11 protein-coding genes and 1 riboswitch are annotated in these 10,539 nt (G+C 42.1%); all 11 genes read right to left on the bottom strand.

The annotated features are described in order from the left end of the window. Positions 1–715, bottom strand: a 715-nt coding sequence (locus tag AC29Z1_RS07885; RefSeq protein WP_488270912.1) for an ABC transporter substrate-binding protein, incomplete at its 3' end; no start/stop codon positions are given. A gap of 137 nt (positions 716–852) precedes the next feature. After that, a riboswitch (molybdenum cofactor riboswitch) is annotated at positions 853–971 on the bottom strand. Between the two features lie 71 nt (positions 972–1,042). Beyond that, entirely contained in the window at positions 1,043–2,983 is a 1,941-nt protein-coding gene (locus tag AC29Z1_RS07880) for a molybdopterin biosynthesis protein (protein ID WP_488270911.1), read from the bottom strand. Positions 2,984–2,985: 2 nt separating this feature from the next. After that, positions 2,986–4,236, bottom strand: a complete 1,251-nt coding sequence (locus AC29Z1_RS07875) for a molybdopterin molybdotransferase MoeA (protein ID WP_488270910.1) — start codon at positions 4,234–4,236, stop codon at positions 2,986–2,988. Continuing rightward, positions 4,229–4,426, bottom strand: coding sequence for a hypothetical protein (locus AC29Z1_RS07870; RefSeq protein WP_488270909.1), 198 nt, complete (start codon positions 4,424–4,426; stop codon positions 4,229–4,231). The genes AC29Z1_RS07875 and AC29Z1_RS07870 overlap by 8 nt, the downstream gene beginning before the upstream one ends. Positions 4,427–4,508: 82 nt before the next feature. Beyond that, positions 4,509–4,832: a MoaD/ThiS family protein gene (locus AC29Z1_RS07865; protein WP_488270908.1), complete on the bottom strand. Its 324-nt coding sequence runs from the start codon at positions 4,830–4,832 to the stop codon at positions 4,509–4,511. A gap of 210 nt (positions 4,833–5,042) precedes the next feature. Continuing rightward, the gene (locus tag AC29Z1_RS07860; protein ID WP_488270907.1) at positions 5,043–6,368 is read right to left on the bottom strand and encodes a sigma-54 interaction domain-containing protein; all 1,326 of its coding nucleotides are present in this window, start codon (positions 6,366–6,368) and stop codon (positions 5,043–5,045) included. 22 nt (positions 6,369–6,390) lie between these two features. After that, positions 6,391–6,756 (bottom strand): GAF domain-containing protein, encoded by a 366-nt coding sequence (locus AC29Z1_RS07855; protein WP_488270906.1) that lies wholly within the window; start codon positions 6,754–6,756, stop codon positions 6,391–6,393. After that, positions 6,750–7,025 (bottom strand): hypothetical protein, encoded by a 276-nt coding sequence (locus tag AC29Z1_RS07850; RefSeq protein WP_488270905.1) that lies wholly within the window; start codon positions 7,023–7,025, stop codon positions 6,750–6,752. The genes AC29Z1_RS07855 and AC29Z1_RS07850 overlap by 7 nt, the downstream gene beginning before the upstream one ends. 38 nt (positions 7,026–7,063) lie before the next feature. Continuing rightward, positions 7,064–7,300 (bottom strand): MoaD/ThiS family protein, encoded by a 237-nt coding sequence (locus tag AC29Z1_RS07845; RefSeq protein WP_488270904.1) that lies wholly within the window; start codon positions 7,298–7,300, stop codon positions 7,064–7,066. A 76-nt stretch (positions 7,301–7,376) separates the two neighbouring features. Beyond that, positions 7,377–9,032 carry an aldehyde ferredoxin oxidoreductase C-terminal domain-containing protein gene (locus AC29Z1_RS07840; RefSeq protein WP_488270903.1) on the bottom strand — a complete coding sequence of 552 codons (1,656 nt, stop codon included), beginning with the start codon at positions 9,030–9,032 and terminating at the stop codon, positions 7,377–7,379. A 612-nt stretch (positions 9,033–9,644) separates the two neighbouring features. After that, positions 9,645–10,286 (bottom strand): redox-sensing transcriptional repressor Rex, encoded by a 642-nt coding sequence (locus AC29Z1_RS07835; RefSeq protein WP_488270902.1) that lies wholly within the window; start codon positions 10,284–10,286, stop codon positions 9,645–9,647. Between the last annotated feature and the right edge of the window lie 253 nt (positions 10,287–10,539).

The raw sequence follows: 10,539 nt of genomic DNA, 5'->3' as shown, positions 1-10,539 counted from the left end.
CTTCCATTACATGATAAATATTGAGCAATTTTGTATCGCCCTCAACGAGTATTTTTAAATTGATATTTTTGGCTTGCGCCAAATAGGTAGCCCTGTCGGAAATGGTATAGCCTTTTTTCTCATCAGCAATTTTTAGAGTCTGGCCCATACCAGCACCGGCTTCGTAATACCAGGTAGTGCCTTGCGGCTTGATAGCAGCAGCTTTCCATAAATTCAGTTCAAGTTTATGTGTACCGGAATCGTCACCACGCGATACAAATGGTGCATTAGCCGCACTTATGGCTTTTAAGGTATCAATAACAGATTTTCCTTTGATGTTTGCCGGATCTTCTGCAGGTCCAACAATAATGAAGTCGTTATGCATGACCAAACGACGATTGATAGCAGAACCATTATTTACCACTTTTTTCTCAGCCTCTGGTGCATGTACTAATAATACATCAGCTTCGCCTTTTTCTCCCATAGCCAATGCTTGGCCTGTGCCTACAGAAATGGTTTTAATTACATAGCCTGTTTTCTTTTCAAAGGCTGGAATAAGTACATCCAGTAAACCGCTATCTTGGGTACTGGTAGTAGTAGCCAAAATCACTTCAGGTCTGGCAGGTTTCGGCGTGGTTTGCGCTTGCTTTTCCTCGCCTTTTTGACATGCTGTCAAAGCAAAGGTCATAAAGATGGTCATCATGATTACAAGCAATCGCATGATCTTATTTTGCATAGTATCCTCTCCCTTTTCCTATTAAATGGTTAATTAAATGGTCTAATGGTCTAACCGTTAATTTTATGTATTATTCACCTACCTTTGATTCTATATAATAAAAGCGGCATTGCGAAAATCAAAGCAATGCCGCTTTTTGGGCGGTGTAAGCTTCTTCTTTTCACAATGGAAGGCGCTCCAGTTTCCCAGAGTACCCTAACGGTCAGCTATCATAGCGTTTAGCCTTAGATATGCAGACTCGAAGAATGGATATATTCAATTGGCAAAGTTAGTAACTCACGCCTGTTATGGGCAAACGTTATAATCCTAATTCCAACTCGAATTTAGCTAATTACTATTAGCGGCCAGCACGGTACCAGCTTCTGCTAAATCATAGCCCCCCAGTCTTTCTACTTCCTGACGGAATGCTGGGCTTTGCAAAATGGTAATAATCGATTCAGCCGTAGTGTCGCCTAACGGGAAATTCAAAATGATATCATAACATTCATGTGATATTGGAATGAATTCTAGTCCCAAGGCTTTGGCCGCCGCACGGATACCTAATCCGGTATCAGCAGCACCAGCTGCAATAGTTGCCGCTACCGCCATATGTGTGCTGACTTCTTTGTCATAGCCGGTTATTCGTTCTGCTGATAAAGCCATTTGTGCCAATAAATGGTCTAGCAGCATTCTGGTACCTGAACCGCGCTGTCTATTTACATAAATAATATCGTTTCTCACCAAATCAGCTAGTGTTTTTATATTTTTAGGATTGCCTGGAAGCACCATCAAGCCCTGCTCGCGCCGTGCTAAGCGCACTAGCTTCCAATTACCCTTTGTCAGGTATTTATTAACAAAAGGAATATTATATTCGCCAGTCTTATCGTCAAGCATATGAATGCCGGCAATGTGCGCTTCATTGTTTTTTACCGCGATGATGCCGCCCATACTACCGACATTAGAGGCTGTTAACTGTTTGCCAATCTTACGATTTAAAAATACGCCTAAAATATCCAGTGCCAAATCATGACTACCAACAGCTAGAAGGGTTCCTGACTGATGGTGATTAAGCATGGTAATCTGTACATTTGCCCCAGCCGGAAGCCCAGGACTGGTTTCACTTACCGACAATACACCTTGCGCCTTAATCAGCGAAGAAATGATTCCTGCACCACGGCTTAGCGGCGCAGCTACTGTTTTTCCCTGAATCGTCCCGACAGATACACGCACAAATTCTTCAACGCCAACAGGCGAATACAGTTGTCGTGCCAATACTGCCGGAATCTGCTTCGCTTGAGGTATCGGCAGACACTGCCGCTGATAAAGCACATCTTTCACAAACAATTCGGCCGTTAGCATGGCCGAAACCGGATACCCCGGCAGACCAATTACCGGTTTTCCTTGGCAGAGAGCCAAGATCACTGGTTTTCCAGGCTTGATGGCTACCCCATGAACCAGTACTTCACCCAGTTCGGTAAATATCCGAGAAGTAAAATCCTCCGTTCCGGCTGAAGTTCCGGCATTGGTAATAACCATATCACTGGTTTCTAGACTTGATGCCACTGCCTGCTTTATCTGTTCATAATTATCTGGCACAATTTCATGACGTATCGCTTCCCCGCCCCATTCAGTAACAGCCGCGCACAGCATATGCGAGTTAACATCCAAAATTGCACCAGGTTTTAAATCCTTGGCACGAGCAACAAGCTCGGTTCCTGTAGGAATAATAGTGACTTTTGGTTTTGCTAGCACTTCGATGGTTTCCAGGCCAGCAGCCAACAGTGCGGCAATATCAGGTGGTCTAATCATGTGGTGCTCTGGCAATACCATTTCGTTGGCTACAATATCTTCACCAATAATCCGAACATGCTGCCAAGGTGTAGCAGCAGCAATAATTTCGGCAAAATCCCCGTCAATATGCACATCTTCAATCATAATAACCGCATTGGTTTCTGCCGGCATCAAGTCGCCGGTATCAATAATATAACAGCCTCCTGGTACAAAAGGTTCAGCGTTTTTTAATATTTTAAGCCGTATCGGAGTGGTTTCTGTAGCGCCAAAGGTATCTTGCGCCCTCACAGCGATACCATCCATGGCTGCGCCGTTATAATGCGGCACCGATTGTTTGGCATAAGTGCACCGGGCGGTAACTCGGCCCAATGCTTGTTCAACCGGCAAAATTTCTGCCGGTATATTTGAAAAATAACCAGCTACCCTGAGTCTATCCTGCCATAATTCCCAGCTTTTTTCTCTTGGCAGGCACTCTAAATATGCTTTTCCTGTGCGCATGCCTATGCCTCCCTCATGATTTCAACAACGACCATTTCACCAGCATATAATCCACTGCTGTCAGCAGGCACATGCACAATCCCATCAGCTTGCGTCATAACACTAATAAGTCCGGACTTGCCCAATATAGGTTCTGCCCGATACTCTCCATCCTGCCAAATCAGCTTTACTCGCAAAAAGTCATCACGTCCAGGTGCGGATGCACAATTACGGGTCAGTTTCGCTGGAATTTTCCAACCTGTTCGCAGTGAGCGGCAACCTTGCAAGCGAGAAACCAAAGGCATAACGATCATCCGACAGATGGTCATCGCCGCTACTGGATGGCCGGGCAAACCAAAAACCGGCACCTTATCAATCATTCCGAAAATAGTCGGCTTTCCCGGTCTTACAGCCAACCCGTGAAAGAGTACTTTTTGCCGACCAAGCTGTTCGATAACCTGTACTGTATGATCTCTCGCTCCGACCGAACTACCGCCGGAAACGAGTACTAGCTGGTTCTCGCCAGCCGCCTTGCCAATTATATCTAACAAATCAGAATAGTTGTCTTTAACAATTCCATAACATGTCACCTGGCACCCTGCTTCTGTTAACATAGCGGCCAGCGTATAGGAGTTAATATCACGTATCTGTCCAGTTTTAGGCATAATAGAGACATCAACCACTTCATCGCCTGTTGAAATAATCCCCACGGTTAAGCGCTGACGTACCTTTACCCGAGCAAAACCGCAGGCTGCCAGAGCGCCAATTTCCGCAGCAGTCAGCCTAGTTCCTGCAGTTATAAATACCGTACCGGGTTGTATATCTTCTCCTTTAACCACTACATTTTCCCCGGGGGCGATGGGTTTGACTACCAACACAGTGTCTTTGTCTGTCTGCTCGGTATGCTCAAGCATAACCACACCATCAGCACCCGCAGGCAACATTCCCCCCGTCGGAACGATGACTGCCTGGCCGGAAGTAATGACATAGTCAACTGCTTGTCCCATAAAGACTTCACCGATAATATCCAGCATTACCGGCCCACTTTCACTGGCACTAAACGTATCACGGCTACATACAGCATAACCATCAACTGTAGATCGGCTAAATGGCGGTAATGGAGCTTCGGCAATGATATCTTCGGCAACAATTCTTCCCAGGGCCTGGATAAGATCAGTTTCTTCAACTGCTACTATTGCCTCAGGCAACACATGTTTTATCAGGTTTTGCGCCTTAGATAACGAAATGCAATCAAAAAATTCCACTTCAGTCACCTTTTGCGCCTCCAAAGCAGCCTAACTGACAAGCAATAATTTTTATATTAGCCGCATCTGCTGCTTTTCCGATAACTAACGGCGGCACTCCTTCACTATTGGCTAACGCAATAGCTTCAGCACAAGTTAACCGTCCGTTTTTTGCTATTTGCTGAACTTTCTGTTTAATGACCTCGTTGATTTGTGTCATGGCTGCCTCCTGAATGCTTGTATATCTCATATATAGATTTTGCTATTTAATTAGCAAATCCTTCAAAACTATCAAATATTTCCTATTTTCGAATAAAATTATATTTATTTTTTTGATTTTTCGAATAAAAACCTAACGCCACCCGATATGGACCAGGACAGCCCGGAGGCACGAAAGCTACCCTGTCACCAGGTTGTATAAAATAATCTAAAGATTGTGCAACACCGTTGACAAAAACAATTTCAATTTCATCTAAAGGAATTTCGAGCTTCTCAGCAAGCTTAGCACCTGTAATTGGCTCGTTAAGTTCTAGGATTAAGGGAATGGGCCAATTTTTTTCTTTAAAAAATTTATATAATTGAAGAAATCCTCGTACCTCAATGGTATTCCTGACATGTTCTGGCATTACTATTCCTCCTTGTTTACTAAGCCTTATATCTTTCATTTTACTACATAATAACTCCGCGGTGTAGATTGTTTGCGGTATATAGGTATTCGCCGTAGTCAGCGTTTAGGATACATGTTTTTGTTATTGGGGTGGTTTTAAAAACGTAAATTAGGCTGGGTATATTCATGCTATGCTGAATTTACACCAACCTATTTATGATCAACTTAACTAATTTTCGATAGCATATAAGCGCATTTTCTTATACAGAGTACTTCGAGATATCCCTAATTCTTTAGCCGTCCGGCTAACATTTCCGCCAAATGCATCAAGCAAACGAATTATCCTGTTTTTTTCTATTATTTCTGCCATCTTTTTTCTTTGAGCTCTGGAAAAAATAGGTTCCCTGATTTGATATACTTCTTTGTCTAATGGTAAAGATGATGTATGAATAGCTTCTGGTAGAAGGTCCACGGTAATCATTTTATTTTCAGCTAAACATGCTGCATGCTCAACCACGTTTTGTAGCTCTCGTACATTCCCCGGCCAATCATATCGTTGTAAATAAGCAATCACTTCAGGTTCCACAGAAAATGAGTAGCCTAACTCACGGCTTATCCTTTTTAAAAAATAATCAAAAAGCAATGGTATGTCTTCACGGCGTTCCCGTAAGGGCGGAATGACTATGGATAACACATATAAGCGATAATATAAATCAAGCCGAAAGTTTCCTTTTTCTACTTCTTCCCGCAAATTTTTGTGAGTAGCACAAATTAAGCGAATATCAACCGGAATAATCTTATCGCTGCCAATACGTGTCACATGTCTTTCCTGTATGACCCTGAGCAATGCGGTCTGTTGCTCTAAAGGCATGTCACCAATTTCATCCAGAAAAAGGGTTCCTCCCGAAGCTTGTTCAAATTTTCCCGCCTTGCCACCTCGTTTCGCTCCGGTAAAAGCCCCTTCATCATAACCAAACAACTCACTGCCTATCAACTCCCTGGGAATTGCCCCACAATTAACAGCCACAAAGGGTCCGCTGCGCCTAGCGCTTTGATTATGAATCGCTTGAGCAAAAATTTCCTTACCTGTACCACTTTCGCCAGTAAGTAACACATTAGCATCACTGGACGCTGCCCGAATTGCAACATGGATTGTTTTACAAATTGTCGCGCTTTTGCCAATAATATGGCTAAATTTCCATGTTGCACAATTGCCAATAGGTCGATTTCCCGTTTGCTTTACTTGTTTTATAGGTCTGAGGAAGATAATACTACCAGTTATCTTGTCTTGCACATCAAATAAGAGATCCCTTGAAGCTATACAGTTACATGTCCCCTCCTGGGTATCTATTGTTATTTCGATTTCGTGATAACTTCTTCTACTAGTTAGAAGCTCTCCAGACTTACCGCCAAATAACTGCTTTATTTCTGTCCCCAAAACATGTTGCTCCGGCTTGCCGAGGATAGCCGTACCTGCAGGATTTACTTTAATTACAACATCATTATGATCAATTACAAACACACCATCAGAAACGTTATTTATAAAATTACTCATCCTCTGGTTAATAGAGGCAAGCTCACTGTTTTTTTTGACTAAGGCTGTACTGTGCAGTAATTGCGTCTGCAATTACTGCTACAATTCCCAAAGTATGCAGATGGGATGCATGTAACGCGTAAGATATATTGAGAACTCCAATAATTTGCCCATCAGAATCGAAAATGGATGCTGCCGAACAACTAAAAGAATGTATTTTTCGGCAATAATGCTCAGCTCCTGACACTTGAAGCGGTTTTCCCAGTTTTAATACCATCCCAATGGCATTGGTCCCAATAGTTTCTTCCTTCCAGCTAACCCCAGGATAAAAATATTTAGTCATTGGATTCTGGCGGATATCTTCATCACATAACATTTCAAGAATACAGCCAAATTCGTCAGTCAACACAATAATAAAGCCAGATCCCTTAGCCTAAGCATAAAGGGCTTTGCTGCCTCAATAAGTTTTTCTTTTTTTTTCAACAGCATGCGGAGGTTTAAATCATCCAAGCAGTGGTGAATGTTATCATTATAAGGATCTATCCCTTTATGATAACACCTGGTCCACGACTCAAGAATTTGCTGACGAGCTTTGCACTTATTGGGATTACCTGTACGCTGAAATTTTTCCCATTCAATATAAACAGGATCCTTCAGTGGCAAAGAAATAAGCGTCATATAAACCTCCCCTTTCTTATTCGGCATACTATGCTCGGTTAGCCACCACCTACAGGCGGGAACAAACCAATCCGATCACCTTCATTGATTATTGTATTTAAGTCACACCCAATACCATTTATCATAATTAAATGAATTTCTGCCGGATTAATGTTAATTTTTCTTACTAAGTCCAACACTGTGGCTCCGGTAGGTAGTTCTACTGTTATTACTCCATTCGTACTTGAAAGGGTATAGCGTCTCAATGTAGCATATAAACGCACTTCCACAATCATGCAAACATCCTCCTTATGCTTTTTTACTATTAGTTAAAAAAAGCCAGGCATAAAGCCCGGCTTTTTTAATATTTGACTAGAAATTGAAGACTTCATCGATTTCTTCTGGCGTAAAATCCCAAACAGCATTATGCGGCGGGCATGGTTCATATTCAAAGAATTCAGGTAAACGGTCATGAGCATTTGTAAAACCAGCTGCAGCATTAAAGGCTCGCTCAGCTTTGAGAACGGATTTACCAAGAGCCGTTACATCGTCAGCAGTCAGCGACAGATCGTAGCAAGCATTAATCATATCGATCAACGCGTTAAACCCTTCAGGTATATCTAGAATAGCAAAGGCAACAAAGAGGCACATACCTGTACTATCAACAGCGGCTGTGGCAATTTGCAGGTTGCGAGAAAGCTCTATTTGGCCTTCCTTTTTAAGCGGATCAACATAACCACCAACTTTTAAAATGTTGGTAGCTATACAATAGCCAGATGTATGATCTGCACCCATAGGAGTAGTCGCATACGTCAAACCAATACCTTTGATCGCACGTGGATCATACGCCGGAATAGCCTGGTCTTTAACCACAGGAGTACGGAATAAACCGCAAACCTTACCAACAACAGCCGCACCGCCACCAATTATCCGACCAAGCGGAGTAGGAATAGCAATTTGTTTCACAGCATCCAAAGCCCCTTTGCCGTCACCCCATGGCAGTAAGCCTCCTTCCATAGCAGTAGCTATGGCAACAGAAACTTCAATTGAATCTACGCCGACATCATCCATAGCCCGATCGATGTATGCGATGTCATCCAGGTCCTTTATACACGCATCCGCACCAAGTGCCCATACTGTCTCATATTCGAAACCACTGGTAATATATTTGCCTTGCTCGTCGGGATACCACTGCGAACAACGAATGATGCAACCATGGTGGCAGCCATGTGAAACTTTACCTTCGCCGCCACGCTTACTGATTGTAGCATTGAGAGTTTCACCAGAGATTTTATCATTCCAGTCGATTCTTCCGCCAGTAAAGTTTTTGGTAGGCAGACTGCCAGCTTCATTAATGATGTTGATTAATACATCTGTACCATACGCCGGCAATGCTTGACCTGTAACCGGATGACTAGTTAAAGCCTTAGCAAATGCCTTGGCCGCCGCATTGAATTCCTCCGGTTTCGCGATAGTTACACCAGGAGCACCAGTATCATCGATTACGATCGCTTTTACCTTTTTCGAACCTAGTACTGCACCCAAGCCACCACGGCCAGCACTACGGATGTTGCCTTCAGGGTCTTTAAAAGAAATGTTTGCGCTAGGAAGTCGATATTCACCAGCCGGACCAGCCAATGCAATACCAACTTTAGCACCATATTTTTCGATTTTTATGACATAGAACTTGTCTTCTACCGGCATTCCTTCGATAACCAGAGCTTTGATACCCATTCTAGCCATCTTTTGAGAAAAAGTACCACCACTGTTGCTTTCCTTGATAGTACCAGTCAGTGGGCTCTTAGCTCCTACTGAAATCCGGCCTGACTGAGCAGCATGAGTGCCGCTAAGGAAACCAGGAGCAAAAATTATTTTGTTGTTTTTTCCTAGCGGATGGCATGTCGGCTTTACTTCGTCATGAATAAAAATTGATGTAAGCGCACGTCCTGCTAGACCTGCATATTTTTCTGGAGTTTTGCTCATAGTAACTTCCTTGGTTGTCATGTTGACCCGGATAAACTTATTCATACCAAAACCACCCTCCTATAATTTATGTAAACAAAAAAGAGGTGCTAAATTAATACATATTTAGTACCTCTTCCTTTGCGCACTGGCGGGCACGACAATTACTCATCGTACCTTAACGTTTATTACCTCCCATTGGGATGATAATAACTCGGAAGCAAATATTTGTTTTTCCATTATTAAGAAGTCTTCATTACAATTAATCAGGAAAGCTATTATATGCAACCATAGAATAAATAAAGGAAGTCCGTTAACGGACTTCCTTTGCACACTGGCTGGCGCAAAAATTCCTTTTCGCACCACGGTTACTATCACCGGTCTGGCGATAGTAACTCGGAACTCTCAATAATATATATTCGCTCCAGAACTTTATATTCCTGCAAACATCTTTTTCAGTAAATTCAATCGTATATAATCTGTCATGAATCCCGTCTATATATGCTTTTACACCTAAACTTCAGTAACATAGTCCAAGCTAGAGTAAGTCGTTTATAAATAGTACAGCCATCAGAGTAACGTTCTAAACGCTTGGTCTGATGGCCAAATTGCTAAAATTATACTACCAATAGGCTCACTTGTAATCCAAAGAACACATTGACTCATATGTTTGCTACACTAATCGTTTTGGTGAGAAAGATAATAAGACATACTACTTAAGCTCACAGATAAATCTTCACTAACAACATGAATATTATCAGGTACATCAATTTTAATGGGAGCAAAATTCCATATGCCTTTCACGCCGGCCTCGACAAGCAGCGTAGCAGTACTTTGGGCAGCTTCCATAGGAACGGTGATGATCCCGATTTGAATTTGCTTTTCAGCCACTATTTCTTTCATCCGATCGATATGATAAATCTCTACTTCATTGATATAACGCCCAATTTTGTCTGGATCAATATCAAAGATGGCTTTTAGCTGAAAGCCTTGCGAAAAATTGGCATAGTTAGCCAACGCCCACCCCAAATGGCCAACGCCAACAATAGCAAAATTCCACTTACGATTGAGTCCTAATATTTCGCCAATATTACGCATAAGTTCGCGCACATAATATCCTACACCTTTTTTGCCGAACTCGCCAAACGCCGATAAATCTTTACGTATCTGCTCTGGTGTAACACCAATTTTTCTCCCAAGTTCGTCAGAAGATATGATTTCTATTCCTTCTTCTGCAGTCAGCTTAAGTGTACGATAATAAAGCGGTAGCCGATCAATCGTCGCTTTAGAAATAACTGCATTTTCTTTACCTTCCTTCATAACAACTCTCCCTAGATATAATCAACATTTAAGCATATAAAATATAATTGATGTTTTGAACAATCTTTACTTTATTCTCACTCCTATCCTAGATTTCCTTCTTTACCGAAGCAAAAAACTTAGTCTGCTATATAGTATTTCACATACATTAATAAATATAATAGGCTCTATAATAAATGTTGGGGTAACCAGTTCTACAACTGGAACTGCCTCAACATTTTTTTGCAAAAAAAATGAGCATAAAGTGAAATTT

The sequence above is a fragment of the Sporomusa sp. genome (assembly GCF_057736855.1).
The sequence above is the reverse complement of the archived record's forward strand: the minus strand, read 5'-3'. Positions and strand labels throughout refer to the sequence as shown.

Coding starts and splice junctions, on each gene's coding strand:
- AC29Z1_RS07880 (WP_488270911.1), bottom strand. CDS start 2,983: ATGCGCACAGGAAAAGCATATTTAGAGTGCCTGCCAAGAGAAAAAAGC.
- AC29Z1_RS07870 (WP_488270909.1), bottom strand. CDS start 4,426: ATGACACAAATCAACGAGGTCATTAAACAGAAAGTTCAGCAAATAGCA.
- AC29Z1_RS07865 (WP_488270908.1), bottom strand. CDS start 4,832: ATGCCAGAACATGTCAGGAATACCATTGAGGTACGAGGATTTCTTCAA.
- AC29Z1_RS07860 (WP_488270907.1), bottom strand. CDS start 6,368: ATGAGTAATTTTATAAATAACGTTTCTGATGGTGTGTTTGTAATTGAT.
- AC29Z1_RS07850 (WP_488270905.1), bottom strand. CDS start 7,025: ATGACGCTTATTTCTTTGCCACTGAAGGATCCTGTTTATATTGAATGG.
- AC29Z1_RS07845 (WP_488270904.1), bottom strand. CDS start 7,300: ATGATTGTGGAAGTGCGTTTATATGCTACATTGAGACGCTATACCCTT.
- AC29Z1_RS07840 (WP_488270903.1), bottom strand. CDS start 9,032: ATGAATAAGTTTATCCGGGTCAACATGACAACCAAGGAAGTTACTATG.
- AC29Z1_RS07835 (WP_488270902.1), bottom strand. CDS start 10,286: ATGAAGGAAGGTAAAGAAAATGCAGTTATTTCTAAAGCGACGATTGAT.